Source organism: Marinobacter sp. DUT-3, assembly GCF_050379435.1.
Classification (GTDB): domain Bacteria; phylum Pseudomonadota; class Gammaproteobacteria; order Pseudomonadales; family Oleiphilaceae; genus Marinobacter.
Window position 1 is genome coordinate 202,034 of record NZ_JBNRMG010000001.1, and the last position, 26,999, is coordinate 229,032.

Here is a 26,999-nt window from a genome sequence, read left to right on the forward strand (position 1 = left end):
CTGTCACTGACTGATCAGTCCTGCCGGGTACAGGGGAGGCAGATCTTGTTTTTTTTCCGGGTGGTTGGCGTCCTTCCCACGCAGTTTCTTCAGGGCGGTTATCAAAGGCTTGCCGTCCCATTCCACATTACCACGATGCCTGCCGAACAGCCGCCGCTGTAGCACTTCCAGCTCCTGGGTCAGCGTGTCGTCCGCTGCAAAGCGAACGACATCGGCAGCGCTGTCAAACTGCTGGTCCTGGAAACAGCGGCAGGCCCATCTGGGTAGCAGTTCAAGCGTTCGCGCGGCTCCTGCATCCGCAGCCTGGCACAGCTCCCGGAACAGCGCCTTTTCCTCGTGATCGACAGAAGGATGCGCCGATGTAGCAGGCTGTCGTTTCCCGCGGTTCTTCCACCAAGCGAGTGCGGTCACCAGCCAGCCGATGGCCAGTATCAGGCTGAGGATTGGCCAGAACAGGGAAGTGGGCGCAGGCTCGCTGTCCTCATCCGCCTCGCGCCTGCTTGCGGCGTTCTCCCCCTGCGTCGGATCTTCTGAGTCCTGAACGGATGTGGAAGCCTGTCCGGGAGGGGCACTGACTGACAGGGTCCGGGCGGGGATAACGGCGACTTTCTCTTCGTCAGCTTCGGTGTCCCACCATGGAATCCGGATTTCCGGTAACACCAGATCACCGTCCTGAACCGGGACCAGTGCGGTGGTCTGTGTCAGGCTGGATGTTATGCCATCCCGGTCGCTGTCCGCAGCGCGTGCAGGCTGCTCCGGGTAGGTGCGAATGCCGGGAATGGCCTGTTCGGGGAACGGCGGCAAGGTCTCGGAAGGCAAGCCATGGGCTTCCAGTACCAGCGTCCGGGTCAGGTTTTGACCGGTGGCAAGAGTCTGCTCGTTCGGCAGGCCGGATTCCGAAAGCTCCAGTTGACTGGCCGGAAGCCAGGTATCACCGCTGAAATCGGCCGGAATGGCTTTCACGGGGATGTCGAACAGCTTTTCGCTATCTCGGAGGAATTTCAGTTGCCCCTCGGGCGTACGGGCACGGCCCTCGAAACGGATGGCATCGAGGCTCAATTCCCCAGTCTGTTGCGGGTAAATGGCGTATCGCCTCTCAACCACGCGAAAACGGACGCCGTTGCGGTAACGACTGTATTCCCTCTGCTTACCCAGGCTTTCGATGATGGCGTCCGGATGCTCCGGCTCCGACAGTTCGCCGCGAATGAGATTGCCACTGAAAAACAGTTTGATGGTCAGGACCAGCTGTTCCTGCACATACACTTCGTCCTTGTCGGCTGACAGTTCGATGAAGCTGTCCCGCGGCTCGGATTGCTCTTCGGGCGACGTTCCGCTGATAACGTTGATATCAACAGGATCGGACCGGGCATCCTGAAAGGTGAGTGCGGGAATGGTCAGCTGTCCGGTTTTTTTCGGAGCCAACTGGTAGGTCCAGGTGATTTCGCCCACCATTTCGCTATTCACGGTGCGAATACTGTAGCGCTGGTTGCGGCCGACAATGTCGAAGTTTTCTTCCACCTTGTCTATATCCGGTGAGGGCAGGCTGGAGACATCCAGGTCAAACAGATTGCCGAGGTTTACATCAATCTTCATGCTGCCCCTGACGGTCAGAGTCAGCACTTCGCCCTCGTAAAGCCGGGTGCGGTCTGGCTCAACCGTCAGATCACTGTCGGCGCTGGCTGGCCCGGCCAGTGCGAGCAGTAGGGTGATCAGAATAAAGGGGATCGCATGCCGTCTTACCATGGGGTGTCGCCCTCATCGGGTTGGGTATCTCGTTGCTGGTATTGCTGGAGAAATTTTCGTTTCAGGAGCCCGCCGGGGTCATCGGGGATTCGTCTCAACCACTGCTCCTGTCCCTGGGTCAGCGGTTCTTCAGAGAGTTCCGCTGGCGCCTGTCGGCTTTGTTCGGCGGTTTCATTCGAGCCGTCCGCCTGGCCGCTACGCTGTTGTTGCTGGTCTTGTGGCGAGGACGGCTCCTGGTCCTGATTGCCGCTCTGTTCGCCCTGCTGGCGCTGCTCGCTGTTCTGCTGCTGGTCTCCGGATTGGTCACCCTGCTGATTGTCCTGGCTTTGCTCACCGGAGCCGCCATCGGAATCCTGCTGTTGCTGTTGGTCCTGTTGCTCATCGTTCTGCTGATCGGAATCGTTGCCTTCTCCGGAATCATTTTTCTGCTGTTGTTGCTCCAGCATTTGTTTAACGATATCGCGGTTGAAGCGAGCGTCCTCCATGTCTGGCTGAGCCTCCAGGGCCTGATCGTAAGCACGGATCGCTTCCTCGAGTTTGCCAGACCTGGCCAGCGCATTGCCCCGGTTATAGTGCGCCCGGGGACTGTCGTCGGAGGCAAAGGAATTCACAGCTGCGTCATAGTTGCCGGCACGGTATTGGGCGGAGCCGCGCCATTGCGGGTCCTCCAGCCGCCGGGCTGCCGATTCGGGATCCGCGGCAATCATTTCCGGAGCCCGCTGGTCCTCCCGCGCCCACAGTTCGGACCATTCCAGGGCGAGGGCTGGTCGGGGAGTCAGTGGAAGGATTGCAAGCAGCGCGACGGCCAGGGCTCCCCGGCGCCAGCCAATGAGTATCAGGGGCAGTGCCAGCCAGAGTAGCCAGTATCCATCATCCTTCCAGCGATCCACTGTCAGGTCCCGTTCACTCTCCTGCCAGTCTTCGGCATCCTCGGCCAGTAAGCCCAGGTTGCTGATGTCGGTATCGTCGATGGTCAGTTGATGACTTCTGCCACCATTGCTTTGGGCCAGGTGCTGTAACGCCGACGGGCTCGCTTTGGTAATCACAATGTCGCCATTATCCCTTATGAATCCCCTTTTGGGCAGTGGAATCGGGCCGCCCTCCGCTGTGCCGACGACGAGGGCGTTGAGGGAAAAACGGCTGCCCTGGAGTTGTTGGGTAATTTGATCCTGATAGTCATCACGGACATTGTCGGTAATCAGCAGCATCCTGCCTTTGCCCGGCGCCCCCTGTTTCAGAAGTTCCAGGCCCCTGGCAATGCCAAGATCGGCGCGATTGCCCGCCGCCGGCATGATTACCGGGTCCAGTATCCCCAGCATACCGGTGATGGTTTTCCTGTCATCGGTCAGAGGGCTGACGGCGTGGGCATCGGCGGCATAGACCACCAGAGCGGTAAGGCTGCCTTCCCGCTGCCTGAGAATATCGCGAATTTTACGTTTGGCCAGTGTCAGCCGGTCCGGCTCCACGTCGGTCGAGAGCATGGAGAGGGACAGATCCAGTACGATTACCAGGCTGTCGTTCTGTTGCTGCAGTGGTGTCGGCGCCTGTCGCCAGGCCGGTCCGGCCAGGGCGATGGAGAGAATCAGCAGTGCCGCCGCGGCAGCCAATACAGGGGAGCGTGTCCGCGAGCCTGATTGACCAAACCGGCTGATGAGCGGGCGTAGCATTGGTTCGGGAATAACACGCGACCAACCGCTGTCGCTCTGGCGTGCCTTGCGGTAGAGCAGGGGCATGAGCGGTATTGCCAGGATCAGCAGTAGCCACAATGGGCGCAGGAAATGGAAATCAGCCATGGGGAGACCTCTGCGCTATGCCGCCGGGGCGTTCACCACCGGATGAGCGTCGTCGGCCGGTGGCTCGGGCCAGTTTAACCAGTTGCAGCAGCAACCACAGCAGAACCGCTGCTGCAGCGGGCCAGACATACAGGTCGGTGACCGGGCGATAGTGTTTGCCCTCCAGCTCGATGGGTTCAAGCTGGTCGATGTTCTCGTAGATCAGTTCCAGTTCCGGCAGGCTGCGGGCACGGAAGTACTCACCGCCTGTCTGTTCCGCCATGCGCTCCAGCAGGGCCTCATCCAGGTCGCGAGAGGGGTTCACCTGCCTCGATCCGAGCAGACCGCGTTGCACCATTGATTCAGCCCCGATGCCGATGGTGTAGATACGCACACCGGTCGCCTTAGCGATTTCGGTGGCCTTGTCCGGGGTGATCTCACCGGCGGTGTTGGCGCCGTCGGTTAACAGTATTACCACTCGTTGTTCCTGGGGGCGGTCTCTCAGGCGCTTGACGGCCAGGCCGATGGCATCGCCAATGGCTGTAGCGCGTCCGGCCATACCGATACCGGATTCGTGCAGCAGCGTTCGGACAGTGGCCAGGTCAAACGTCAGCGGGGCCTGGATGTAGGGCTCGGTGCCGAACAGCAACAGCCCGAGGCGGTCCCCTTCACGGCGCTGAATGAAATCGTCAACGACCCGTTTGACGGCCTGCAGGCGGTTGATGCCCCGCCCCTGAATGATCATGTCCTGTTCGTCCATGCTGGGTGAGATATCCACCGCCAGTAACAGGTCGCGACCGCTGACCGGCAACTGAACCGGTTCGCCCACGTGTTGTGGTCTTGCGGCCGCGATCACCAGCAACAGCCACATGACCAGTAACATCACAGCCTGCCACCAGGGCAGCCGGTTCCCGCTGCGGCTGACTCCGGGAAGCTCGGACAGCCAGTGACCCACCGGTAACACTGGCGCATCCACAGACTGCTCGGTGCGCCTTGTAAGCTTCACCAGCAAAGGCGCCAGCACCAGTATCAGTACCCAGGGATAGGCGAGGTTCAGCATTTCTGACCCTCCAGCCAGGCTTGTGCGAACGCCAGCGCCTGATCCGGCTCGGCGTCCGCTACCGGCTGCCAGCTGCTGTTAATCATGGCATCCACAACGGGGCGTGCTGAAGCATGTTCTTCCGGACTGGTACGGATCAGGAAGTCAGCCCACCGCTGCCCACTCATCGCTTCCGGACGTTCGGCGGGATACCGTTCCCGGGCACACTGCTTCAACAATGTATTGAGCTGCGCAAACCACTGCGGTTCCCGTGCTGCGTGACTGGCGAGCTGGTCAAGTTCCCGACGGGCAACCCTGAGCCAGCGGTTCTTTCTACGCTTGCGACGGACGAGCAGCAATCCTGCGATCACCAGCAGCAGACCAAGTGCCAGCAATGCCCACCAACCCGGTGCAGGCGGCCAGATGCCTCCGGTTTCCGGCAGATGTATGTCACGGAGCTGGCTTAGCGGATCCTGTTCCATCAACCGATCCTCCCTCGCGGACCCAGCAAGGATTGCAGGATTACTGCAGGTTCTTCGCCGGTCATCACTGTGGCCGGAGTCACGCCGGAGGTACGGAAGCAGTCCGCCAGTTGTGTTTCATGGTGTGCCACTTTGTCGTGCCAGGCCTGCTGGAAACGTGGGTTGTCGGCATCGAACCATACCGGGCCATCGTCACCGGCAACCGCAAACCGCCCGCTTTCCGGCAAGTGAAGTTCCAGGGGATCCGCAATGCGTAGCGCGCTGACGGTGTTGTGTCTGGCCAGGGCGCCAAGCAGCCGGGAAGTTTCGGCACTGATGGTGAGGAAGTCGCTGAGCACGAAGATGCGGCTACCGGTATGGGCGACACGGCGGGCTTCCCGCAGGGCGGTGTCGAGATTGGCCGTCAGTGATGACACCTGAAGATCGGGACTTTGCCTGGTTTCCGGCGTTTTCTGCTGCCTGGCCAGGGTGTCGAGCAACTGGAGCACTGATTTCTTGCGGCGGGCAGGACGTAGTACGGTCAGTTCCCTGCCGTTGAAGACGATGCCGCCCACCTGATCGCCGGACCACAGCGCCAGCCATGACAGGATGCCGGCAAGCTGGGCGCAGCGCACCTGTTTATAGGCGCCGGTGCTGGCAAAGAACAGGCTCGGGCCCAGGTCGCATAACAGCAGGACGGGGCGTTCCCGTTCCTCCTCGTAAAGCTTGGTGTGTGGCGACTGGCGCCGTGCGGTCACCCGCCAGTCAATACTGCGAATATCGTCTCCCGGCTGGTATTGCCGGACCTCGGCAAACGCCATGCCCCTGCCGCGCATGGGGGACCGTTGAAGGCCCGCCTGCTTGCTGCGCACGGGGCGGGCAGACGGGAGCTTCAGGGCACGGGCATCGGCCTGGAGACGGATCAGACCGGAAAGGTCGATATGGATAGCGTCTTGCGTTTGCATCATCGGCTGTGATCAGGCGGTGACAGGGACATGATCGATCAGTCTCTGGATCACTGCATCGGCGGTCATGCCTTCGGCCTCGGCTTCGAACGTCAGCAGGATGCGGTGACGGAGCACATCAAACGCAATGTTGCGGACATCGTCCGGGCTGACATAATCACGGCCTTCCAGCCATGCCAGGGAACGGGCGCAGCGGTCCAGGGCGATGGTACCCCTGGGGCTGGCGCCGAAGGCGGTCCAGCGGGCCAGTTCCGGGTCCAGGCCTTGTGGGTCACGGGTTGCCAGTACCAATGCCAGCAGGTATTGCTCGACCGGTTCCGCCATATAGATATCCGCAATTTCACACCGTGCCTGGAACACCTGATCCGCACTCAGGCGAACAGCGGCGGCAGGCTGACCCTGGCGGTAATCGTTCCGGGCCAGGTGGAGGATAGCCCTTTCGGCATCGGCGGAGGGGTAGTCAATCACCACGTGCATCAGGAACCGGTCCAGCTGCGCCTCCGGCAGTGGATAGGTGCCTTCCTGCTCGATTGGGTTCTGGGTCGCCATCACCATGAACAGCGGATCAAGCGGGAAAGTGCGCATGCCCACGCTGACCTGTCGTTCGCCCATGGCCTCCAGCAGTGCCGACTGCACCTTGGCGGGCGCCCGGTTGATTTCATCGGCAAGCACCAGGTTATGAAAGATGGGGCCGTGCTGGAATTCGAACTGGCCGGTTTCGGCGCGATAGATTTCGCTGCCGGTGACATCCGATGGCAGCAGGTCCGGCGTGAACTGGATGCGGTGGAAATCTCCGTCCAGGTGATCGGCCAGTGCCTTGATCGCCGTGGTCTTGGCCAGTCCGGGGGCGCCTTCGACCAGCAGGTGTCCGTCGGCGAGCAGGGCGATCAGCAGCCGGTCCACCAGTTTTTCCTGGCCTATAATCCTTTTCGCTAACTGAGACCGGAGTTCCCCAAACGTATGCTGTAGTGACATGGGTAGTGGTTGTTCCTGTGTGGAGGCTCTTTAACCTAAGTATTTGCCGCAGTTTTCGCATCTGGGCGGCAAAAATCAAGGGCTTGACTATGCTTATGTGACAATACCCTGATTACGTTTAATTCACACTTACTGAGGTCGACTATGAATGCGCTGACGGTTGCCAGCAAGGAACAGTTTTTTGAACAGCTGGCTGATGCTTTCGCTCAGAAAATCGCGAAGACGGAAGCAAAGAAAATCAGTGAATTTGCCAAGCAGCATTACGCCCATATTCCCCTTGAAGAATTGGTGAGTCGACGATTCTCGGATACCTACGGCGCCATCCTTGCAGCCTGGCAGTTCCTGCAAAAACGTGGCACCGAGAAGACGCCGGTATCGGTTTTCAACCCGGATCTGGAGAGCGATGGCTGGCAGTCGACCCATACCGTCATCTTTATCCTGCATCCGAACATTCCGTTCCTGATTGATTCTATTCGCATCGCCATCAATCAACGGGAGATCGGCACACACTCGATCCAGCATTCCATCCTGCGGGTGGATCGCGATGAGGGTGGCAAGCTCCAAAAACTGCACTCCACCAAGAAATCGAGCGCGGGGTCCGAGTACGAGGCATTCATCGTTCTGGAAATTGACCGCCACAGTGATCCGGCCGATCTCAAGGAGCTGGAAGATGTCCTGCAGACCATTCTTCATGAAGTGAGAATTGCGGTTGAGGATTTCCCGGTGGTGACCGGCAAGGTGAATGAAATCATCTCCGAACTGGATGCCACCAATGCCGGGATCAGTGACGAAGACAAGGAGGAGGCTCGGGCATTCCTTAACTGGCTGGTCTCTGACCGGTTCACCTTTCTGGGGTACGACGAATACGATTTCGCCAAAGACAAAAGCGGCATGGTGGTCCGTCGCGTGGAGAATTCTGAACTGGGGATTCTGCGGGTCAACAACGAACGCCCCGACAAGGTTCGGCTGAACGAACTGCCCCAACGCACACGCCACGAAATGACCCGTAGCGATGACATTTTCATCTTTGCCAAATCAGCACAGCGGTCGCGGGTTCATCGCCCGGCGTACCCGGACTACATCGCGGTCAAAAAATTCAACAGCAAGGGCGAAGTGGTGGGTGAGCGGCGCTTCCTGGGCCTGTATACATCCCGCGCCTACAACGAACGCCCGGATGAAATCCCGCTGCTGCGGCGCAAGTTCCAGACCGTAATGAAAAAATCCGGTTTTCTGCGGGACGACTACGCTGGCAAGGAACTGGAACAGATCCTGACCCTTTATCCACGGGATGAGCTGTTCCAGATTGAGCCCCAGGAACTGCTCACTGTTGCCAAGAATATCCTCTATATCCAGGAGCGTCGTCGCATCGAACTGTTCATGCGGGAAGATGTGTACGGCCAGTTCGTGACCTGCCTGGCGTTCTTCCCGAGGGATATCTACAACACCGAGTTACGCCTGAAGGTAGAGCAGGTTCTGCTGGACCGGTTGGAAGCCGAAGACATTGAGTTTGTCACCCATTTTTCAGAGTCTGTGCTGGCGCGGGTGCAGTTCACCATTCGCGTGCCCCAGGTTGAGAATCGCCAACTGCCCATTGCCGAAATTCGCGAGAAGGTGATTGAGTTGGCCCAGTCCTGGCGCGACGGGCTGGCCGAGGCGCTCAACGAAGTCTACGGCGAAGAGCAGGGTAACGAGTTGTACCGGTTATATTCCGGCGGCTTCCCGGCCAGCTATACCGATATGTTCTCCCCCCGGCGCGCCGCCATCGACCTGGAGCACATCACCGGCGCCGCCGATGGCCAGCTCACGATGAGTTTCTACCGTGCCCTGGAAGAGGAAGAGAATACCCTTCATTTCAAGCTGTTCTATGCGAATGAACCGTTGCCCCTGTCGGACGTGATGCCTATTTTTGACAACCTGGGGTTCCGGGTGATCGGCGAGCATCCCTTCGAGGTGATCGACCGTAACGGCAAGGTCGTGTGGATCCACGATTTCACCCTCCAGGCGTACAGTGGCAATGTGGTGGATATCCACCGTATTCGCCCGATTTTCGAGGACCTGTTCCGCCGGGTCTGGTATGGCGATGCGGAAAACGATGCCTTTAACCGGTTACTGCTGTCTTCCTACATGAGCTGGCGGCAGATTGCCCTGTTACGGACTTACGCCCGTTACATGAGGCAAATTCGTTTCTCCAACAGTCAGACCTTTATTTCCAACACCCTGGTTAATCACGTGGATCTGGCCCAGGCACTGCTGGAGTTCTTCGAGGTCCGCTTCAATCCGGATCGCTACCAGAGCGAGGGCAAGAGCAGGGCAGCGCAACAGAAGCTGGAGATCGAGTTCAGCGCCGGGCTGGATGCGGTCGAGAACCTGAGCGAGGACCGGGTTCTGCGGCTGTACCTGGAGTTGATGCAGGCGACCCTGCGAACCAACTACTTCCAGCTTGATGATCAGGGCAGCAACAAACCCTACATCAGTGTGAAGTTTGATCCGACCCAGATCCCCGACGTGCCGCTTCCGCTGCCGATGTTCGAGATCTTTGTGTATTCACCCCGGGTGGAGGGTGTGCATCTGCGCGGCGGCAAGGTGGCCCGGGGCGGGCTGCGCTGGTCAGACCGGTTCGAGGATTACCGCACAGAAATTCTCGGGCTGGTGAAGGCCCAGCAGGTGAAGAATGCGGTGATTGTGCCCGTGGGTGCCAAGGGCGGTTTCGTCGCCAAGCGCCTCCCCGATCCTGCGGACAGGGAAGCCTTCCAGGCCGAAGGTATCAGGGCCTACAAAACATTCATCCGGGGGTTGCTGGACATCACCGATAATCTGGTGGATTCGGGCATTGAGCCGCCGGAGCGGGTTATCCGTCACGATGAGGACGACCACTACCTGGTTGTAGCGGCGGACAAGGGCACCGCAACCTTCTCCGACATCGCCAATGGCCTGTCGGCGGAATACGGTTTCTGGATGGGCGATGCCTTTGCCTCCGGTGGCAGTAACGGCTATGACCACAAGAAAATGGGTATTACCGCCCGGGGTGCCTGGGTGTCCGTTGAGCGACACTTCCGCGAGATCGGCATCAATCCGGCTCTCGATGAGTTTACCGCCATCGGTATCGGTGACATGGGCGGTGACGTGTTCGGTAACGGGCTGCTGTGTTCCGAGAAGACCCGCCTGGTGGCGGCCTTCAATCACGTTCATATCTTTATCGACCCGACACCGGATGTCGAGAAGAGCTATAAGGAGCGCAAGCGGCTGTTCGGGCTTCCCCGCTCCGCCTGGACGGATTACGACAGCAAGCTGATTTCCAAGGGTGGCGGTGTCTTCAGCCGCAGTGCCAAGTCGATACCGGTCAGCCCGGAAATGAAGAAACTGCTGGGTATCAAGTCGGACCGGGTGCCGCCGAATATGCTGATTACTCACATCCTCAAGGCCCAGGCGGACCTGTTGTGGATTGGCGGTATTGGCACCTACGTGAAAGGCCGGAACGAATCCCACGGCGATGTCGGTGACAAGGCCAATGACGGCCTGCGCATCAATGGTGCCGAGCTTCGTTGCAAGGTGGTCGGCGAGGGCGGCAACCTGGGGATGACCCAGCTTGGCCGCATCGAGTTTGCGCTTAACGGCGGACGCCTGAATACCGATTTCATCGACAACTCCGGCGGCGTTGACTGCTCAGACCATGAAGTGAACATGAAGATCCTGCTTAACCGGGCTGTGGCCCTGGGGGATCTCACCTCCAAGCAGCGCAACATCATGCTGGAGGACATGACCGACGATGTATCTGCTCTGGTGCTGAAGAATAACTACCGTCAGACCCAGGCCATCAGTATCGCCAATGAAGAGGCGAGCACGCGGATGGAGGAATATCGCCGGTTGATGAACACCATGGAAAGCGAGGGCAAACTCAACCGTTCTCTGGAATTCCTGCCGGATGACGAGACCCTGTCCGAGCGCAAGCTGGACAAGAAGGGGCTGACGCGCCCGGAGCTGTCGGTGCTGATATCCTACGTAAAGGGCGATCTTAAACAGGCGCTGATCGACAGCACGCTTCCCGATGAACCGTTGCTGGCGGGTGAAATGTACAAGGTGTTTCCCCAGGCGTTGACCCGCAAGTTCTCCCGGGAGCTGGGCGAGCACCAGTTACGGCGGGAAATTATTGCCACCCAGATCGCCAATGACATGGTCAACCACATGGGCATTACCTTTGTGGAGCGCCTGTCGCAGTCCACGGGGGCGGACTCTGCCTCCATCGCTCTGGCGTGGATTATTGCCCGGGATGTGTTCCGGCTGGATACCTGGTGGGACAAGATCGAATCCCTGGATTTCCATATTCCGGCGCCGCTGCAGATGGAGCTGATGAACGATTTGATGCGGTTGATCCGTCGTTCGGTGCGCTGGCTGCTGCGGAATCGTCGTGCCGAACTCAGCATCCAGACCCATATGGAGCGCTTTGCTGACAGTGTGTGGAAAATTACCGCCGATCTGCCCGACTATCTGGGCGAGCAGGCGCGGGCTCACTGGGACAAGCGGTTCACCCAACTGACTGCAGCGGGGTTGCCGAAAGAGTTGGCTTCGGTGCTTTCAGGCACCAATTATCTGTATTCCTCTTTGGGCATTATCGAAGCCCGCGAGGCAACGGGTATGCCCCTGAAGACCGTAGCCAATCTTTACTATGACCTCGGTGAAAAGCTGGATCTGAGCTGGTTTGCCAATGCGATTGCGGCATTGGTTCCGGTCTCTCACTGGCAGGCCCTGGCCCGGGAAAGCTTCCGCGAAGACCTGGACTGGCAGCAGCGGGCGCTGACCACCGGCGTACTCAAGCTCGCAGGCAAACCCGGCGAAGTGCCGGCTTGCGTGGACAACTGGATGGCCCGGCATGCCACCATGATCAGTCGCTGGAAATCCATGCTGGCGGAGCTCAAGGGGGTTCGCGAACCTGAGTACGCCATGTTCTCTGTGGCCCTGCGGGAGTTGCTGGATCTGGCCCAGGCGACCATGCACAGTTCTCATGGTGATGACGATGCTGCGACCAACTGAGTATTGCGTTAATCCGCTGATTACCGTTCAATTCCGTTATCTGAATCACTAGCGGGAGAAAGGTATATGGGGCAGCTGGATCATCTTCTGAAAAATAACGAGTCCTGGGCGGATGGCATAAAAGCGCGGGACCCCGAGTTTTTCAATCGCCTGGCGAATCAGCAGGCGCCTGAATACCTCTGGATTGGTTGCGCGGACAGCCGCGTGCCCGCCAACCAGATTGTCGATTTGCTGCCCGGAGAGCTGTTTGTTCACCGGAACGTGGCGAACGTAGTGGTCCATACCGACTTCAATTGTCTGTCTGTACTCCAGTTCGCCATTGACGTGCTTAAGGTCAAGCATGTGTTGGTGGTGGGGCATTACGGTTGCGGTGGTGTCCGGGCGGCCTTGCTGAACGAAGGTTTCGGACTGATCAGCAACTGGCTGCGTCATGTTCAGGATGTGCGGGACAAATACATACCCGTGCTCGACGAGATCTCCAGCGAACAGGATCGGGTTGATCGCCTGTGTGAACTCAACGTGGTTGAGCAGGTAGGGCACGTGTGCCAGAACAGCATTGTGCAGGAAGCCTGGCGTCGCGGTCAGCCGTTGACGGTCCACGGATTTGTCTACGATGTTGCTGACGGTTTGTTACGGGATATGGGGCTGTCCATTTCCGGTGAGCAGGAGCTTGAGGGCGTGCAACAGAACAGCGTGGATGAGCTGATTCTGCGTCCGGTACGTGCCAGTCGCCAGGCAAAGTAATTCAGAAGCTGTCAATTTGCGTCAAAAAATCGTGATGAGGGTCACTTGTTGACCCCCGTCGTCATCACAGATAGCCTCCTGTGGTTCCGGTACACTTGTACCGTTGTCAGTCAGGAGGTGAGCCATGCGAGAATTGATGCAAAAAGCTCTGAATGCATTGAATCAGCGCAAGAGCGCAGAAGATTCTGTCGAGCATAACCACAGGCGCGAGCAACCCCGTCCACCCGCACAACGGGAAGACTGGGGAATGTCTCCGGAAGACGCCCTGCGGGTCGGTACCGTGGCACGGTACAAGTAAGCGCATTCCTTTCATAGCTCCCCGGCCTGGAGTTTGATGGACCGAGACTCCAGGTCCGAATCCGGTTAGAGTATGCCGCCTGTAAACCAGTTCGGGATATTCCAAACCAATGTCTGCATTACCCAATGCCCATGAGGCCCTGCTCAGAAATCGCGACCTGATCCGTGGGCGCCTTGCCCTGATCGGGCTCTCCGATGCCGCCCTGTTGTCCCGTTTACCTGACGGTGGGCTGGCGATGACCGAACACGCGGGAGTATTTGCCCAGTTTCCAGTACTGAAAGGCTGGCTCCCCGCCTTTGGTTATGACGATGGGGCCCTGCAACCGGCTTCTGCCGATACCGTGGTGATATTTCTGCCCAAGGCGCGTGCGGAATTGACCTTCCGGCTGGAGCTGGCGCGTTGGCTGGCGGACGACGGTGCCAGGCTGATCCTGATTGGTGAGAAGCGCGAGGGGATTGCCGGGGCGGTCCGGCAACTGAAGGAGGTTGCTCCCGACGCCGCCAAGGTGGATAGCGCCCGTCATTGTCAGGTGTGGTTGGCTGAGTCGTTCACGCCGGTGTCCGCCTTTGACCTTGAGGTCTGGAAGCAGTGGCACACCGTGGAATGTGCAGGGATAAAAGTGGATGTGGCCGGCTTGCCTGGCATCTTCAGCGATGGGGAGCTGGATGACGGCACGGCGATGTTACTGCATAGCCTGGCAGAGCAACCTCTTTCCCGCGGGCATGCACTGGATTTTGCCTGCGGGGCCGGTGTTATTGGCAGCTGGATTCAGTGCTGGCAGCGGGCGCAGGGTGTTGAACCTTCCCCGGTTGATGCGGTAGACGTCCAGTCCCAGGCGGTGATCTGCGCGAAGGCGACATACGCCAATGCCCGTGCCGTTGGGGACGTTGTGGCGTCTGACGGGTTGGCGGGCGTGACCCGGAAGTATCGTGCCATAGTGACCAACCCCCCGTTTCACGCCGGGGTGCGGACAGACATTTCAATGACCGAACGTTTTCTGCAGCAGGCCGCTGTCCACTTGCAGCCGGGGGGCGAGCTGAGGCTGGTGGCCAACAGTTTTCTGCCCTATGAGGCGCTGATGGCCAAGTGCATTGGTCCGGTGACGCGACTGCAATCCGACAAGCGTTTTACCGTGTATTCCGCCAGGCGCCGGTAACCGGCGGAACGTTTCTGCAGACGAAAAAAAGCCCCTGGGGTGAGGGGCAAAAAGGCTGTTTCCAAAAGAAAGGGAGACAACCTGAAATCATTCTTCCCGGCTGGTGTCGTCCTGCTCGCGGGCGGTGCGGCGCGGCGTCAGCTCCCGTACCTGTTCAAGCAGGCGGCGGGCTTCGGATTCGGCGCGGTTGCGGGCTTCGGTCAGCTTGGGCTTGACCTCGGCCTCGTAGGTTTTGCCCGCCTTGTCGGTAAAGTAGGCGGTCATCATGTTGGCGTCCCACCACAGTTTCTTGCGCAGGTCGTAGGTGGCGACATCCAGGCGCAGGGTCAGTTCGCGGAACGTCGGGTTCTTGCTGCGAATCTGGCTGACAACGTCAGACAGGCTGCGGGGCTCGGATACGTCGGCGCCCATGTTACTCAGAACCTTTTTCAATTCGGCGGATGCCTTGTCGAGCTGCGGGCGCAACTGGCCTTCAACGCGTTTGCCGGCTGCCTGGACAGACTCAAGGCGGTTCTTGATGGAATCGCGGATCATAGTGGCTCTCTCATCTGAATCGGTTGCAAATCAACTTGAAGGGCACTTTAGGGTTAATTTCTAGAATAATCAGCCTAGAATGGTCCCGCTCTGTAAAACCGCCTGATTTGGTGCCCGAAATGACAAGTGACACCCTGCAAACGCCGAAAGGCGCTCTGACCCTGAAACGCCCTGGCAACACGGATCGCAGCCTCCGGGCCTGGGATGCTACCGATGAGTTGCTGCTGGAACAGATGTATGCCCGGATGCCGGAGGGTGTCGGTTCGCGGGTGCTGGTGGTGGATGACCAGTTCGGTGCGCTCACCCTGGGGCTCAGCAGCCTGGCACCGGAATCATTGGCAGACAGCGCCAGTCTGTCAGAGGCCCTGGTCCTGAACGGGCGCCTGAACGGAGAGGTCAGCGTGGCAGCCCCGAAGAGCTGGCTGACGCCGCCAGAAGGCCTTTTTGATGTCATCGTCATGCGGATTCCCCGGCAGTTGGATTATTTGAGCTGGCTGCTGCGCTGGGCAAACGAGGTGCTGGCTCCCGACGGCGTCCTGATTGCCGGCGGTATGATCAAACACCTGCCGGACCGGAGTGCCGAGGTGTTCAGTGACCTGGTTCAGACGAAGCAGGTCTGCCCCGCCCGCAAGAAGGCCCGCGTGGTGATCTGTGGGCCGGGCGAGCAGGGGCTGGAAGGTTGGCAGGGGCAGTGGAAAGGCTACCCGTTGGGTGAGGGCGGTAGTGTCAGTGGTCTTCCCGCCGTATTTGCCCGGGAGCGTCTGGATATCGGTACCCGGCTGTTGTTGCCGGACGTTCGCCAGGCAGCCGCGAAGCTGGCGCCCGGGTCAAGGGTGCTGGACCTGGCCTGCGGCAACGGCGTTCTCGGGCTTGAGGCGTTGGCCGCCCAGCCGGCACTCAGCGTGATGTTCAGTGATGTGTCCAGTCAGGCCGTCGCCAGTGCGCGGCTCAATGTTGAAAGGTTGGCGCCGGATGTGGAGGCCCGCTTCTGTCATGGGGACGGGGTTCCGGAAGACGCGGGAGCGTTTGATCTGATCCTGCTCAACCCACCATTCCATGAGGGCGGTGTGGTGGGCGATCACATCGCGCTGCGATTATTTCAGCAGGCTGCCCGGCATCTGGCGAAAAGCGGGCAGCTGTTGATGGTGGGTAACCGGCACCTGGGTTATCACCGCAGCCTGAAGCGGTATTTTCCTGTGGTTACCCAGTTGCAGGCCGATCCCAAATTCGTGGTGTTTTCAGCCCGCCATCAGTCCCTGGGAGCGGGGCGGTCATAACCCAGCCTGTCGAGGGTGTCCACAATGGTCTGGGTCTGGCTGTCGATCTCGATATTAACCACATCACCTTCCCGAATATCGCCAAATGTGGTGGCCCTCAGGGTTTCCGGGATCAGGTGGACGTTAAAGCGATTACCGGCCACCTCGCCAATGGTCAGGCTGGCGCCGTTGATGGCGATGTAGCCCTTTGGAAAGATGTACCTTGCCCAGGCCTCCGGCACTTCAAACTCGATGGTGACGTTGTTCTCAGGCCGCTCAATGGATGCCACGGTCGCGGTGGTGTGGACGTGGCCCGACAGCAGGTGGCCGCCGATTTCATCACCGATGCGCGCTGCCCGTTCGAAGTTCACCCGGTCGCCCCGGGTCAGCTTTCCCAGTGTGGTCAGCCTCAGGGTTTCCTGCATGGCATCGAAGTACAGGAAGTCGCCTTCCTGACGTGTGACGGTCAGACAGGCTCCGTTAATCGAGACGGAAGCGCCAATGGTCACGCCTTCAGTCCGGTCGGCCGGGAGCTGGATGGCGTAAGTGTTCAGCCCGGGGGCCGTGGACACTTTCCGAATGGTGGCAACGCCTTGAACAATGCCAGTGAACATGAACTAACCTCTTTGTGGGGCCGGCAGCTTCGGGCCGGCGACATACCGGCAAAGCATAGCGACCTGGTGTCCCGATGCCAAGGGGTCAAGGTTATCGTAAAGTGGCCGATACCCGGGTATTGGATAACCATAGGGCCGGCTCGACCGGTCACAAGCAAGGATTTGGTTGGCAGGGGCTATGGCAGAAAAACGACAGACAGCGGAGAAACCCGGAGAGCCGGTGTTGCGGCAGGGCCGTGCGGCGGACCCTGTGCCTGCGGCCGGCGCTCCGAATGTGCCTGCCGAAGCCGGGAGCGACGCCCGCCCGGCCGGACAGTCTTTCCCATCGACCGATCGGGCGACGGAGGCTGCGCCAGAGGCCGATAAGCAGTCAATGGAAGCGACAAGCGCCGACGAAGGGCAGGCAGACGCCACAGAATCCTCGGAGGAGCCGGCAGCCATTGAAAAGGCCCTGGCGGAGTCCCGGCAGAGGAAGCTGCGGTTGATGCTGAAGCAGTGCGACCGCGTACTACTGATGGATTTTGACACCCTTGCCATGTCGGGATGGCCCGACAATTACTCTCTCGCCAAAGCCAGGCGCAGTCGGGATCTTTGGCTGTTCGGTGCGCTGGTGGCTGCGCTGATTTTCCTCAGCGGGCTGACAGGGTTTGTGCCGGCATGGATTGCTGGTGGCGGCTTTGGTGCGTTCACTATTATCCTCATGCTGGGGGTGCCGGCCGTTCGCCGAGTCTACACCTCGCGCCCGTCCTACCTTGATCTCATCGTGATGCGACAGCGGTTGTTGCGGGACGCCCGCAAGCATATCGAGCATCTGGAAGGAAAGGAGGGGCTGGTCTGGCAGTGTGCCCGCATGGCGGAGTTCAACGCAGCCCTGCGTTCGTCGCGATTCAGTGAGCTGCTGGCCTTGTCGGAGCACCGGACCCTGGCCCGGAACATGACTCGCCGCGAGTATGTCCGGCTTTATCTGATCTACCTGCTGGAGGCGGAAAAAGCCTACGATCGGGTACAGAAAGCCTTTTTTGATGGCAATCAGGAGGCGATTGACCGGGGTTGGGCGTCAGTGGCGGCATCACCCGAGCAGAGAGCTTGACATGACGGTGTCTCAAACGTATGTTTCAAACAGACGTTTGCTAGAGGCACTGATAACAATATGGCTCAGTCTGATACCGTTGACCGCATCCTGGATGCCGCCGAGGAGCTGTTTGCAGACCGGGGGTTCTCCGAAACTTCGCTGCGGATGATTACCAGCAAGGCTAAAGTAAATCTGGCCGCTGTCAATTATCACTTTGGCTCAAAGAATGCCTTGATCCACGCCGTGTTTGCCCGGTTCCTGACGCCGTTTTCCTCCACCCTGGAAACGTCGTTTGATGAGCTGGAGGAGCGTTGTGAGGGCAAGCCGCCCACTCTTAATCAGACCCTCTGGGCATTGACGGAAAGCGCCGTGCGCATGCCCCAGCGCAACGAGAAGGGCATTTCCATCTTCATGCGCCTGCTCGGGCTCGCCTATACCCAGTCCCAGGGTCACCTGCGCAAGTTCCTGGAGCAGGAATACAGTCAGCCTTTCAGTCGCTTTATGGGGCTACTGAAAGAAGCCACGCCGCAATTGTCGGCGGTGGATCGATACTGGCGGATACAGTTCATGCTCGGGGCCACCGCGTTCACCATGTCCAGTAGCGATGCATTGCGGGATATTCTCGAGAACAAGCTGGGTGTTGAAACCTCCGTCCAGGAAATTGCTGCACGCCTGGTGCCGTTCCTGGCTGCTGGCATGCAAGCCGAGGACGCCATGCTGGTGCCGTCATTCGGTCAGGCTCCGGTTGCCTGACTTGTCCTGTCTCGGTTAGGCTTCAGCACTGGCATTGTCGGTCGGGAGCTTAACTGCAGATGAACTCGCCAGAGGGGGGCTTTCCCCATCTCCACATCAGTATCGCGTCCCAGTCGCTGGCGCTGATTAGCGCCGGCGGCGAACCGCTGTTTCAAGCCCCGGTGTCCACGGCCCTGAACGGTCCGGGAGAGCAAAACGGTAGCGGTTGCACTCCCCGCGGCAGGCATTATATTCGCGCCATGGTGGGCGAGGGGCGGCGGCAAGGTACTGTGTTTGTTGCCCGGCGACCAACTGGTGAAATCTACACCCCTGAACTCGCCGCCCGCCATCCTGAGCGGGACTGGATTCTCTCCAGGATTCTCTGGTTGTGCGGTTGTGAATCGGGTATAAACCGTGGCCCCGGGGTCGATAGTTTCCGGCGCTTCATCTACATTCATGGCACGCCGGATACCGAACCCATGGGGGAGCCCAGATCCCATGGCTGCATCCGCATGCGCAATACCGATGTAATCAGGCTTTATGATCTGGTCACTCCGGGCACTCTCGTTACCATCGAAGAATCCTGAACGTCGCGCATTGGTGCGGCCCTGCTGGCATTGATATTTTACGACTGAGGACGTCCATGATCGGGGAACTGCAAGCCGCCATTGATGGCTGGATTGAAAATTGGGAACTGCTTTCCGAAAGCTGGCGGGTGGGTGTTGTTGTTTTCGCCCTGGTGTTCGGAACCGCAACTGTGGCTTATGTTGCCGGCCATGTCGTGGACGCACTTGAAAAGCGTCTCAGTAAAACCAGGAACCTGTGGGACGATGCGTTTCTTCACGCGGCGCGCAAGCCGGTGGTGGCATTCGTCTGGATTCAGGGGGTTTATTGGGCGGCGGAAGTCGCCTATCACTATTCCGAGGCAGAGATTTTTGCGGTCAACGAACATCTGCTCAGGATCGGTTTTATCTGGGTGCTGGTGTGGGCCATTCTTCGTTTCGTGAAGGAAGGTGAGAGCATTCTTGTCTCCCCGATGAAAATGAAGAAACCGATGGATTACACCACGGTTAATGCCATCAGCAAGCTGTCCCGCGCGGTGGTGATCATTACAGCGGTACTGATCATCATGCAATCCATGGGTTACAGTCTTTCCGGTGTACTGGCGTTCGGTGGCGTGGGGGGTATTGCCGTCGGCTTTGCCGCCAAGGACCTGCTGGCGAACTTTTTCGGCGGTTTCATCATTCACCTGGACCGACCCTTCAAGGTGGGTGACTGGGTGCGTTCCCCGGACCGCAACATCGAGGGTACCGTTGAGCACATCGGCTGGCGACTGACCACTATCCGGACTTTCGACAAGCGTCCGCTGTATGTCCCAAATGCTACGTTCACCACGATTGCCGTGGAAAATCCCTCCCGCATGAGTCACCGCCGTATCTCGGAAACCATCGGCATCCGCTACGCTGATGTTCGTGAGATGGCCACCATCGTCTCCGAAATTCGCACCATGCTGGAAAATCACGAGGAGATTGAGAGTAGCCAGACCCTGATCGTGAATTTCCTGGCGTTCAACGCCTCGTCCCTGGACATCATGGTGTACACCTTCACCAAGACCACCCAATGGGTGAAGTATCACGAGGTGAAGCAGGATGTGTTGCTGAAAATCAGTGAGATTATCGAGGGCCATGGTGCGGAAGTGGCGTTCCCGACGCGCACCTTGCATGTGGCGGACAGCGTGCGGCTGGCCAGCGCCGACAACGGAAAATCCGGCGCGGCCAGTGACGATGAAGGGCCTATTGAGAACAACGATGAGGGGTCGGACAAGTCCCATGCCTCCCAGCGCACCCGGTACGGATCGGCTGCGGAAGCGACGGGGGGCGGCAATGGTGATTGACGGGAGCGAGGCATGACGAACGAACAGACGCCGGCGGCAGTCGGCATTATCGGCGGAACGGGACTGACCACCCTGTCCGGACTGGAAATCACCGGCGAGCGCGAATTGGACACTCCGTGGGGCAAGCCTTCGTCGGCTCTGGTTGAGGGCCGCTTGGGCAATCAGCCTGTCATTTTCCTGTCCCGTCACGGCAATCCTCACCGCATTCCGCCGCATCAGGTGAACTACCGGGCGAATCTCTGGGCCTTGCACCACGCTGGCGTCAGGACCGTGGTCGGTGTTAATGCCGTGGGGGGGATTCACAAGGCCATGGGGCCTGCCCACATCGTGATTCCGGATCAGATTATTGATTATACCTGGGGCCGCGGGAGCACTTTTTTTGAAGGTGAGCTAGAGGAAGTAACCCACATCGACTTCACCTTTCCCTACGCCAAGCCTGCTCGACAGGTGCTGGGTGAGGCGGCAAGAGCGCTGGATCTGTCGTTTTCCGATTTCGGTGTCTATGGGGCAACCCAGGGACCGCGTCTGGAAACAGCAGCGGAAATTGCCCGGATGGAGCGGGACGGGTGCGACCTGGTCGGCATGACCGGTATGCCCGAAGCGGCGCTGGCGGCCGAGCTCAAGATGAATTACGTGTGTCTGGGGCTGGTGGTCAACTGGGCGGCCGGCAAATCCGATCACATCATTACGATGGAAGAGATTGAGGCCGCCATTGAGAAGGGAATGTCCGGGGTGAAGCGGATTCTTGAGGAATCCATGGCCGGGCTGGGGGCGCTCAGCCCTCAACCGGCCTGAAGAACACCAGAACTCCGATGGTGGGGGAGTCCAGGAAATGGATTTCCTCGCTGCGCATGCGACGTGTCTCGCGGATCCAGGTAAGAAGCTCCGCCGGGGGAGCGCTGTCTGCCGGTTGCTGTGCAATCCCCTCAGTACTCTCCTGAACGGGATAAGCCGCATTGGCGGCCGACTGCCAGTGGTTGAGGTTCACGTTCACGTGCAGGTAGCGTTGGCGGTCAATCGTAATCTGGCCTTCCACTTCACGGTGGCCGGCGCCCGCCAGCCAGTCACCAACGGCGATCTGCATCGGTTCGCCGTCGTAGTCCGGCGGGAATGACTGGTACCAGCCTGCTGTCATCAGTACCCGGTAACGCCCGCTGTTCTCCAGGCGTTGGGCGACGGACTGCAATCTCAGGTCGCTGTCGGGCGCCAATCGGAGCGTTGTGCCCACGCTGCCGTCCTCGCGGATTACCTTCATCTGTTTCGAAACATTGGTCGCCGGCTCGGGCATCCGGCTGGCCATGTGTTCCTCAACGTTTCCAGGATCAACAATCCGTTCAACAATGACGATTTCCGCCCGGTAGAGGTGTCCCTCCTGAGCAGTGGCAAGCAACGGCGCAAGCGCCAGCAGGGCAGCGGTGAAGGTGATCAGGGCCTTTCCGGGCAGGGCATAACCGGGCATTCGCAAGGGCTTTACTCCACAATGTCAGTTGCTATCGTTTGGCGGGCAGGTCCGAAATTCAGGGAGTCAACTGCCCGAGCATGTCGGAAATGCCGTCGAGTTTACCATTGGTTGAGTCATCCTTCAGCCGGAACCGGAAACTGTTGGCTCCTTCCAGGCGGTACTGGTCTGGTGCGGATTGCACTTTTTTAACCAGAACGAGAGGGTCGACTGGTGTCGATGCCCCAAACTCCAGCCGGGCCCACTCCTTGCCAGCGTCGATCTTGACGATACCAAGGGCTTCCGCCCGCAGCCGAAGTTCACTCTGATGGATCAGGTTTTTGGCTGGGTCCGGTAATAATCCGAAGCGGTCAATCATCTCAACCTGAAGTTCTTTTAATTCATCTTTATTGCTGACGCTGGCGATGCGCTTGTAAAGCATCAACCGGTTATGGACGTCCGGGAGGTAATCGTCCGGGATCAGCGCGGGTATGCGCAGGTTCATCTCGGTGCCGTGGCTCAGGGGCAGGTCGGCGTTGGGGGTGCGGCCCTCGCGGATGGCCTTGACCGCCTCATCAAGCAGCTGCATGTACAGGGTGAAGCCAATACTCTCGATCTGACCGCTCTGCTCCTCACCGAGCAGCTCGCCGGCGCCACGGATTTCCAGGTCGTGAGTGGCCAGCATGAAGCCGGCGCCCAGATCCTGGGCCTCGGAAATGGCTTCCAGGCGCTTTTTCGCGTCGGTGGTGATCGATCGCGGCGGTGGTGTCAGCAGGTAGGCGTAGGCCTGGTGGTGCGAGCGGCCAACCCGGCCCCGCAACTGATGCAGCTGAGCCAGGCCGAACTTGTCGGCGCGTTCAATGATGATGGTGTTGGCGCTGGGGATGTCGATGCCGGTTTCCACAATGGTGGTACACACCAGCACGTTGAAGCGCTTGTGGTAGAAATCCGACATGATCTGTTCCAGTTCGCGTTCCCGCATCTGGCCATGGGCCACGCCCACACGGGCTTCGGGAATGAGTCGGCGCAGGTCTTCGGCGGTTTTCTGGATGGTGGCCACGTCGTTGTGGAGGAAGTACACCTGGCCGCCCCGCAGGATTTCCCGCAGGATGGCTTCCTTGACCATGGCGTCATCGCGCTGGCGCACGAAGGTTTTCACTGACAGCCGGCGCGCCGGGGGCGTGGCGATAATGGACAGATCCCGCAGGTGGCCCATGGCCATGTTCAGGGTGCGGGGAATCGGCGTGGCGGTGAGCGTCAACATGTCCACTTCCGCCCGTAGCGCCTTGAGTTTTTCCTTCTGCTGTACGCCGAAACGGTGTTCCTCGTCAATGATCACCAGTCCCAGGTTTTTGAATGTGACGTCGCCCTGCAGCAGTTTGTGGGTGCCGATCACGATATCCGCTTTGCCGGCTTCGATCGCTTCCATGGCTTTGCTGGTCTGGGCGCCGCTGCGGAAGCGGCTGAGCAGTTCCACGTTCACCGCTGTATCGGAGAAGCGGTCACGGAAGGATTCGTAATGCTGCTGTGCCAGCAGTGTCGTCGGCACCAGGACCGCTACCTGTTTACCGGAGAACGTCGCCATAAACGCCGCGCGCATGGCCACTTCGGTTTTGCCAAAGCCCACATCGCCACAAACGAGTCGATCCATGGGCCGTTCGCTGGTCATGTCCTCGAAAACGGATTCAATGGCCACCTGCTGATCCGGGGTTTCCTCGAAGGGGAAGCCGGCGGCGAAGGCGCGGTAGGCTTCCTGGGGGTCTTCGAAGGTGAATCCTTTGCGGGCCTCGCGGCGGGCGTAGACATCCAGCAGTTCGGCGGCGGTGTCGCGGATTTTCTCCAGGGCTTTCTGTTTGGCGTTGCTCCAGCGCTCGGTACCGAGTTTGTGAAGAGGGGCGTGTTCAGTGTCGGAACCGGTGTAGCGCGAGATCAGGTGAAGGCTGGACACCGGAACGTACAGTTTCGAGCCGCCGGCGTACTCAAGCATCAGGAACTCGCTGGCTTCGCCTTCCACGGTGATGGTTTCCAGGCCCTTGTAGCGGCCGACCCCGTGGTCGATGTGAACCACTGGCGCGCCGATGCGCAGCTCGGACAGGTCGCGGTAGCCGGAATCGTCCACTTCCGTAGGTTTTTCCCGGCGACGGCGCTGCAGTACCCGCTCGCCGAACAGGGCGGTTTCGGTGACCAGTGCCAGGTGTTCTCCTGGCAGCACCAGTCCCTGTTCCATGGGAGCGATGGTGATGCCCAGCGGGCAATCGGTGTCTTCCAGGAACGCCTGCCAGTTGTTCAGCGTTGCCGGTTTTACATTGTGGTCAGCCAGGTTGTCGATCAGGGCTTCCCGGCGACCGGAGGACTCCGCGCACAGCAGCACGCGCCCGCCGAAAGCTTCAATGAACCGTTTCAGACGAGCGGCGGGGTCCGCTGCACGACCATCCATGGCGACGTCGGGTAGTTCGTCGGTGCTGCAATTCTCGGAGCCGGCGGCGCTTGCCGTAGTGGTCGTGAGGGTAACCCGGGGAAAACGCTTGAGCTGCCCGAACAGCTCGTCCTGCTGCAGGAACAGCTCGGTCGGCGGTAGGATCGGACGCAAGCGGTCATGGCGCCGGTCTTCATATCGCGCCCGGGTATCCGCGTCAAAGTGGGCGATGGCGTCGTTCAGGCCGTCAGCGGTGAAAACGTGAGTGCCTTCCGGCAGGTAGTCGAACAGCGTCGCTGATTCATCAAAAAACAGCGGCAGGTAGTATTCGATGCCCGGAGGCGTGATGCCCTGGCTGACGTCCTGGTAGATCGGGGCGTCCTTGTCGGCATTGGGAAAATGCTCGAACCAGCGGTTGCGAAAACCGGAACGGGCCTCCTTATTCCACGGAAATTCATTGGCCGGCAACAGTTCGATCCTGTTGATACGATCAATCGAACGCTGGGTTTCCGGGTCAAAGGTGCGCAGGGTCTCGATTTCGTCATCAAAAAGGTCGATCCGGTAGGGTTGCGTCGCGCCCATCGGAAAAATATCAAGAATGGCGCCGCGAACGGCGTATTCACCGTGTTCGTAGACATTCTCGGTGTGACGGTAGCCAGCGGATTCCAGTTGCAGGCGCCACTCGTCTATTTCCAGTGTCTGTCCCACCTCCAGTAGCAGGGTGTTGCCCTGAAGGTATTGAGCCGGGGGCAGGCGATGCATCAGGGTGCGTGCCGGGACCACCAGAACCCCGTGGCGGGTTGATGGCAGGCGGTGCAGCGTGCGAATCCGGCGGGATGTAATGTCCTGGTGAGGCGAAAACAGATCGTAGGGCAGGGTTTCCCAGTCTGGCAGTGAAAGCAGCTCAAGGCCCGATCCGGTTACGGCCGTGCCGTCTTCCTCGGCTGGCAGCCCGAGGTAGAAGCGCATGGCCTGTTCAAGGCGAATGGCCTCGTCGGTGCTGCGGGTAATGACCAGCGTCAGGCCCCGGTGCCGGTTTGCGCTTTCGCAAATGGCCAGTGCATCGCTGCTGCCGTGCAATTGGCCCCATGTGCGGTGGTCGGCAGCCTTTGCCGGGAATTCCGGAGCCACCAGGGCAGGGCGGGAGCGTAGTGAGGATGCACCGTCAGTCATGGGCGTTTGTCTTCTCCTGCAGTTTAAGTCCGGGGCGGCGAGGCGCGTATTCTACCGGTCGCAACGGTGGCTGTCATGGTAGGTATGCCGGCAGTATTTGCGGTCTGGCATTTTAAGTTGGATAATATGCGCCCAACTTTTCCAAGTGCCAACTGCAGAGGTTCAAGCGTGAGTCACGAACAGATTAACCAGCACCTGTCTAACTGGACTGAGAGAGAATCCACTGCGGAAGCCATGATTCCGCTGATCGGCCGCCTATACCGCAAGAATAATGTGGTTACTTCCGTATACGGCCGCTCAATCATCAATCAGTCAGTTATCGGCATCATTCGTGCTCACCGTTTCGTCCGTCAGGTAGAGGACAGCGAGCTGTCGGTTCACGACACCCTGCCGATCCTGCAGGCCATGGACAGCATGGATCTGGGGCGTGCCCATGTGGATATTGGCAAGCTGGCGGTCAAGTTCAAGGCTGAAGGCGGCTCGCTGGAGGAATTCCTTAACCGCGAGATTGGTCCCGTTGTGGGGCAGTACGCGACCCAGTCCGAGGAAGATGCCGGGAACGGCACAAAGGACGTGGTCCTGTATGGCTTTGGTCGCATCGGTCGTCTGCTGGCGCGCATCCTGATCGAGAAAGCCGGTGGCGGTAACAACCTGCGCCTGCGTGCGATTGTGGTTCGTCAGGGCGGTGCCGAGAACGATCTGGAGAAGCGTGCCAGTCTGCTGCGCCGCGATTCCGTGCACGGTCCCTTCGACGGCACGATCACCGTGGATGAGGAAGATTCGGCGCTGATCGCTAACGGCAACTACATCAAGGTGATCTACTCCAAGGGGCCGGATCAGGTCGACTACACCCAGTACGGAATCAATAACGCCATCGTTGTTGATAACACCGGTATCTGGCGTGACGAAGATGGTCTGGGGCTGCACCTGAAATCCAAGGGGGTCAGTCGGGTCATTCTCACTGCACCCGGCAAGGGCGACATCAAGAACATCGTCTACGGCATCAACAACGACTGGATCACCGACGAAGACAAGATTCTGTCGGCCGCTTCCTGTACTACAAACGCGATCACTCCGGTGCTGAAAGCGATCAACGACGAGTTTGGTATCGAGGATGGTCACGTTGAAACGGTCCACTCCTACACCAACGACCAGAACCTGATCGATAACTACCACAAGGGTAGCCGTCGTGGTCGTAGTGCCGCTCTGAACATGGTTATTACTGAAACCGGCGCTGCCAAGGCGGTTGCCAAGGCTTTGCCGGAACTGAAGGGTAAGCTCAGCGGCAATGCCATCCGGGTTCCGACCCCGAACGTATCCATGGCCATCCTCAATCTGAACCTGAAAGCGGATGTGAGTGTCGAGAGCGTGAATGAATACCTGCGCGAAATGGCGCTGCATTCCGAGCTGCAGAAGCAGATTGATTTCGTGAACTCCCCGGAAGTGGTGTCCACTGATTTCGTTGGATCTCGACACGCCGGTATTGTTGATGCCCAGGCGACGATTGCCGGTGGCAAGCGTGTGATCCTGTACGTGTGGTACGACAACGAGTTCGGTTACAGTGCCCAGGTGGTCCGCTGCGTCAACCAGATGGCCGGTGTGACATATCCGATCTTCCCGAAGCGTGCTCGCGACTGATGCTTTAGTGGTAGAGCGCCTGTTGTTGTGGAGCGCCTGACGGCCCTTCGC

General features: G+C 59.3%; 21 protein-coding genes. 11 read left to right on the forward strand and 10 right to left on the reverse strand.

Features of this window, described 5'->3' with window-relative positions:
* Positions 1-3 precede the first annotated feature (3 nt).
* The 6 genes from ACQUWM_RS00955 to ACQUWM_RS00980 are packed head-to-tail and all read right to left on the reverse strand — an operon-like array spanning position 4 to position 6,955.
* Complete coding sequence (locus ACQUWM_RS00955) at positions 4-1,743, reverse strand: BatD family protein (protein WP_428920879.1); 1,740 nt, start codon at positions 1,741-1,743, stop codon at positions 4-6.
* The gene (locus ACQUWM_RS00960; RefSeq protein WP_428920880.1) at positions 1,737-3,536 is read right to left on the reverse strand and encodes a VWA domain-containing protein; all 1,800 of its coding nucleotides are present in this window, start codon (positions 3,534-3,536) and stop codon (positions 1,737-1,739) included. The genes ACQUWM_RS00955 and ACQUWM_RS00960 overlap by 7 nt, the downstream gene beginning before the upstream one ends.
* Entirely contained in the window at positions 3,529-4,575 is a 1,047-nt protein-coding gene (locus tag ACQUWM_RS00965) for a vWA domain-containing protein (RefSeq protein ID WP_428920881.1), read from the reverse strand. Before ACQUWM_RS00965 ends, ACQUWM_RS00960 begins: the two co-directional genes overlap by 8 nt.
* A complete protein-coding gene (locus ACQUWM_RS00970) occupies positions 4,569-5,036 on the reverse strand; it encodes a DUF4381 domain-containing protein (RefSeq protein WP_428920882.1) in 468 nt (155 codons plus the stop codon). The genes ACQUWM_RS00965 and ACQUWM_RS00970 overlap by 7 nt, the downstream gene beginning before the upstream one ends.
* A complete protein-coding gene (locus ACQUWM_RS00975) occupies positions 5,036-5,980 on the reverse strand; it encodes a DUF58 domain-containing protein (RefSeq protein WP_428921415.1) in 945 nt (314 codons plus the stop codon). The genes ACQUWM_RS00970 and ACQUWM_RS00975 overlap by 1 nt, the downstream gene beginning before the upstream one ends.
* A 12-nt stretch (positions 5,981-5,992) precedes the next feature.
* Positions 5,993-6,955 (reverse strand): AAA family ATPase, encoded by a 963-nt coding sequence (locus tag ACQUWM_RS00980; RefSeq protein ID WP_428920883.1) that lies wholly within the window; start codon positions 6,953-6,955, stop codon positions 5,993-5,995.
* A gap of 144 nt (positions 6,956-7,099) precedes the next feature.
* Here ACQUWM_RS00980 and ACQUWM_RS00985 point away from each other — a divergent pair, with 144 nt between their 5' ends.
* From ACQUWM_RS00985 to ACQUWM_RS01000, 4 genes are all read left to right on the forward strand, one after another.
* Positions 7,100-11,983 carry an NAD-glutamate dehydrogenase gene (locus ACQUWM_RS00985; protein WP_428920884.1) on the forward strand — a complete coding sequence of 1,628 codons (4,884 nt, stop codon included), beginning with the start codon at positions 7,100-7,102 and terminating at the stop codon, positions 11,981-11,983.
* A 66-nt stretch (positions 11,984-12,049) separates the two neighbouring features.
* A complete protein-coding gene (gene can / locus ACQUWM_RS00990) occupies positions 12,050-12,727 on the forward strand; it encodes a carbonate dehydratase (protein ID WP_407001080.1) in 678 nt (225 codons plus the stop codon).
* 124 nt (positions 12,728-12,851) lie between these two features.
* The gene (locus tag ACQUWM_RS00995) at positions 12,852-13,025 is read left to right on the forward strand and encodes a hypothetical protein (RefSeq protein WP_407001081.1); all 174 of its coding nucleotides are present in this window, start codon (positions 12,852-12,854) and stop codon (positions 13,023-13,025) included.
* 109 nt (positions 13,026-13,134) lie between these two features.
* Complete coding sequence (locus ACQUWM_RS01000) at positions 13,135-14,181, forward strand: methyltransferase (protein WP_407001082.1); 1,047 nt, start codon at positions 13,135-13,137, stop codon at positions 14,179-14,181.
* 87 nt (positions 14,182-14,268) lie between these two features.
* On the opposite strand, the gene ACQUWM_RS01005 is transcribed toward ACQUWM_RS01000, so the two are convergent.
* A complete protein-coding gene (locus ACQUWM_RS01005) occupies positions 14,269-14,715 on the reverse strand; it encodes a hypothetical protein (RefSeq protein ID WP_428920885.1) in 447 nt (148 codons plus the stop codon).
* A 119-nt stretch (positions 14,716-14,834) separates the two neighbouring features.
* Between ACQUWM_RS01005 and ACQUWM_RS01010 the strand changes: the two genes are divergently transcribed.
* Complete coding sequence (locus ACQUWM_RS01010) at positions 14,835-15,992, forward strand: class I SAM-dependent methyltransferase (protein WP_428920886.1); 1,158 nt, start codon at positions 14,835-14,837, stop codon at positions 15,990-15,992.
* Here ACQUWM_RS01010 and ACQUWM_RS01015 read toward each other — a convergent pair.
* Positions 15,965-16,585: a riboflavin synthase subunit alpha gene (locus ACQUWM_RS01015; RefSeq protein ID WP_428920887.1), complete on the reverse strand. Its 621-nt coding sequence runs from the start codon at positions 16,583-16,585 to the stop codon at positions 15,965-15,967. The two genes, ACQUWM_RS01010 and ACQUWM_RS01015, sit on opposite strands and share 28 nt — an antisense overlap.
* Positions 16,586-16,763: 178 nt before the next feature.
* Between ACQUWM_RS01015 and ACQUWM_RS01020 the strand changes: the two genes are divergently transcribed.
* From ACQUWM_RS01020 to ACQUWM_RS01040, 5 genes are read left to right on the forward strand one after another with little or no spacing between them, the layout of a single operon-like run.
* The gene (locus tag ACQUWM_RS01020; protein ID WP_428920888.1) at positions 16,764-17,675 is read left to right on the forward strand and encodes a hypothetical protein; all 912 of its coding nucleotides are present in this window, start codon (positions 16,764-16,766) and stop codon (positions 17,673-17,675) included.
* A 60-nt stretch (positions 17,676-17,735) separates the two neighbouring features.
* A complete protein-coding gene (locus tag ACQUWM_RS01025; RefSeq protein WP_407001087.1) occupies positions 17,736-18,410 on the forward strand; it encodes a TetR/AcrR family transcriptional regulator in 675 nt (224 codons plus the stop codon).
* A 59-nt stretch (positions 18,411-18,469) separates the two neighbouring features.
* Complete coding sequence (locus ACQUWM_RS01030) at positions 18,470-18,976, forward strand: L,D-transpeptidase family protein (RefSeq protein WP_428920889.1); 507 nt, start codon at positions 18,470-18,472, stop codon at positions 18,974-18,976.
* 56 nt (positions 18,977-19,032) lie between these two features.
* Positions 19,033-20,283: a mechanosensitive ion channel family protein gene (locus ACQUWM_RS01035; protein ID WP_428920890.1), complete on the forward strand. Its 1,251-nt coding sequence runs from the start codon at positions 19,033-19,035 to the stop codon at positions 20,281-20,283.
* 12 nt (positions 20,284-20,295) lie between these two features.
* Positions 20,296-21,078 carry an S-methyl-5'-thioinosine phosphorylase gene (locus tag ACQUWM_RS01040; RefSeq protein ID WP_407001090.1) on the forward strand — a complete coding sequence of 261 codons (783 nt, stop codon included), beginning with the start codon at positions 20,296-20,298 and terminating at the stop codon, positions 21,076-21,078.
* Here the strand turns inward: ACQUWM_RS01040 and ACQUWM_RS01045 are convergent.
* Together ACQUWM_RS01045 and mfd are read right to left on the reverse strand one after the other, a co-directional pair.
* Complete coding sequence (locus ACQUWM_RS01045) at positions 21,059-21,742, reverse strand: CsiV family protein (RefSeq protein ID WP_428920891.1); 684 nt, start codon at positions 21,740-21,742, stop codon at positions 21,059-21,061. The genes ACQUWM_RS01040 and ACQUWM_RS01045 overlap by 20 nt on opposite strands.
* A 58-nt stretch (positions 21,743-21,800) precedes the next feature.
* A complete protein-coding gene (mfd, locus tag ACQUWM_RS01050; RefSeq protein WP_428920892.1) occupies positions 21,801-25,310 on the reverse strand; it encodes a transcription-repair coupling factor in 3,510 nt (1,169 codons plus the stop codon).
* Positions 25,311-25,436: 126 nt separating this feature from the next.
* Here mfd and ACQUWM_RS01055 point away from each other — a divergent pair, with 126 nt between their 5' ends.
* The gene (locus tag ACQUWM_RS01055) at positions 25,437-26,948 is read left to right on the forward strand and encodes a glyceraldehyde-3-phosphate dehydrogenase (RefSeq protein ID WP_407001093.1); all 1,512 of its coding nucleotides are present in this window, start codon (positions 25,437-25,439) and stop codon (positions 26,946-26,948) included.
* Positions 26,949-26,999: the final 51 nt, after the last annotated feature.

Bases quoted from the DNA above. Each gene is read 5' to 3' on its own strand.
- ACQUWM_RS00985 (WP_428920884.1), top strand. From the start codon at position 7,100: ATGAATGCGCTGACGGTTGCCAGCAAGGAACAGTTTTTTGAACAGCTG.
- ACQUWM_RS00970 (WP_428920882.1), bottom strand. From the start codon at position 5,036: ATGGAACAGGATCCGCTAAGCCAGCTCCGTGACATACATCTGCCGGAA.
- ACQUWM_RS01035 (WP_428920890.1), top strand. From the start codon at position 19,033: ATGATCGGGGAACTGCAAGCCGCCATTGATGGCTGGATTGAAAATTGG.
- ACQUWM_RS01025 (WP_407001087.1), top strand. From the start codon at position 17,736: ATGGCTCAGTCTGATACCGTTGACCGCATCCTGGATGCCGCCGAGGAG.
- ACQUWM_RS01030 (WP_428920889.1), top strand. From the start codon at position 18,470: ATGAACTCGCCAGAGGGGGGCTTTCCCCATCTCCACATCAGTATCGCG.
- ACQUWM_RS00995 (WP_407001081.1), top strand. From the start codon at position 12,852: ATGCGAGAATTGATGCAAAAAGCTCTGAATGCATTGAATCAGCGCAAG.
- ACQUWM_RS01005 (WP_428920885.1), bottom strand. From the start codon at position 14,715: ATGATCCGCGATTCCATCAAGAACCGCCTTGAGTCTGTCCAGGCAGCC.
- ACQUWM_RS00960 (WP_428920880.1), bottom strand. From the start codon at position 3,536: ATGGCTGATTTCCATTTCCTGCGCCCATTGTGGCTACTGCTGATCCTG.
- can (WP_407001080.1), top strand. From the start codon at position 12,050: ATGGGGCAGCTGGATCATCTTCTGAAAAATAACGAGTCCTGGGCGGAT.
- mfd (WP_428920892.1), bottom strand. From the start codon at position 25,310: ATGACTGACGGTGCATCCTCACTACGCTCCCGCCCTGCCCTGGTGGCT.
- ACQUWM_RS01010 (WP_428920886.1), top strand. From the start codon at position 14,835: ATGACAAGTGACACCCTGCAAACGCCGAAAGGCGCTCTGACCCTGAAA.
- ACQUWM_RS00955 (WP_428920879.1), bottom strand. From the start codon at position 1,743: ATGGTAAGACGGCATGCGATCCCCTTTATTCTGATCACCCTACTGCTC.
- ACQUWM_RS01000 (WP_407001082.1), top strand. From the start codon at position 13,135: ATGTCTGCATTACCCAATGCCCATGAGGCCCTGCTCAGAAATCGCGAC.
- ACQUWM_RS00980 (WP_428920883.1), bottom strand. From the start codon at position 6,955: ATGTCACTACAGCATACGTTTGGGGAACTCCGGTCTCAGTTAGCGAAA.
- ACQUWM_RS00975 (WP_428921415.1), bottom strand. From the start codon at position 5,980: ATGCAAACGCAAGACGCTATCCATATCGACCTTTCCGGTCTGATCCGT.
- ACQUWM_RS00965 (WP_428920881.1), bottom strand. From the start codon at position 4,575: ATGCTGAACCTCGCCTATCCCTGGGTACTGATACTGGTGCTGGCGCCT.
- ACQUWM_RS01055 (WP_407001093.1), top strand. From the start codon at position 25,437: ATGCGCCCAACTTTTCCAAGTGCCAACTGCAGAGGTTCAAGCGTGAGT.
- ACQUWM_RS01040 (WP_407001090.1), top strand. From the start codon at position 20,296: ATGACGAACGAACAGACGCCGGCGGCAGTCGGCATTATCGGCGGAACG.
- ACQUWM_RS01045 (WP_428920891.1), bottom strand. From the start codon at position 21,742: ATGCCCGGTTATGCCCTGCCCGGAAAGGCCCTGATCACCTTCACCGCT.
- ACQUWM_RS01020 (WP_428920888.1), top strand. From the start codon at position 16,764: ATGGCAGAAAAACGACAGACAGCGGAGAAACCCGGAGAGCCGGTGTTG.
- ACQUWM_RS01015 (WP_428920887.1), bottom strand. From the start codon at position 16,585: ATGTTCACTGGCATTGTTCAAGGCGTTGCCACCATTCGGAAAGTGTCC.